Genomic DNA, 406 nt, shown 5'->3' with positions numbered 1-406 from the left:
GGCCGAGCCGGCCTTCTTCGCCGCACGCCGCTTCGGCTTCGCCCCACCCGCAGCCGCCGTCCGCGCCAGCGTCATCCCCAGCGACGACGGCAGGGACACTTCGAGGCGCTTGCCGCCGACCTCGACGACCACGGTCTCGCGGCCTTCGGCCTCGGCCTCATCCTCCGCACCGGCACCGGTGGCGGTGAAGGGCTCGATGGTGTTGGTGAACTCCGTCTCGATCCACCGGGTGTGGACGCGGAAGGGGTCGCAGGTGAAGGCGGGGTCGGCCACGACGGCCTGGTGGAAGGGGATCGCGGTGGCCATGCCCTCGACCGTGAACTCCCCCAGCGCACGCGCGGCACGCTGCAGGGCCTGCTCACGGCTGGCGCCGGTGACGATCAGCTTCGCCAGCAGCGAGTCCCAC

At 72.4% G+C, this 406-nt stretch carries 1 pseudogene; it reads right to left on the bottom strand.

Annotation, left to right across the window (positions count from 1 at the left end):
- Nucleotides 1–406: pseudogene (locus IF61_RS0131870) on the bottom strand (acetyl-/propionyl-CoA carboxylase subunit alpha); the annotation flags it as partial.

This window comes from Streptomyces roseoverticillatus (genome assembly GCF_000719265.1).
GTDB classification, from domain to species: Bacteria; Actinomycetota; Actinomycetes; order Streptomycetales; family Streptomycetaceae; genus Streptomyces; species Streptomyces roseoverticillatus.
This window is presented reverse-complemented; position numbering and strand designations above follow the sequence as displayed.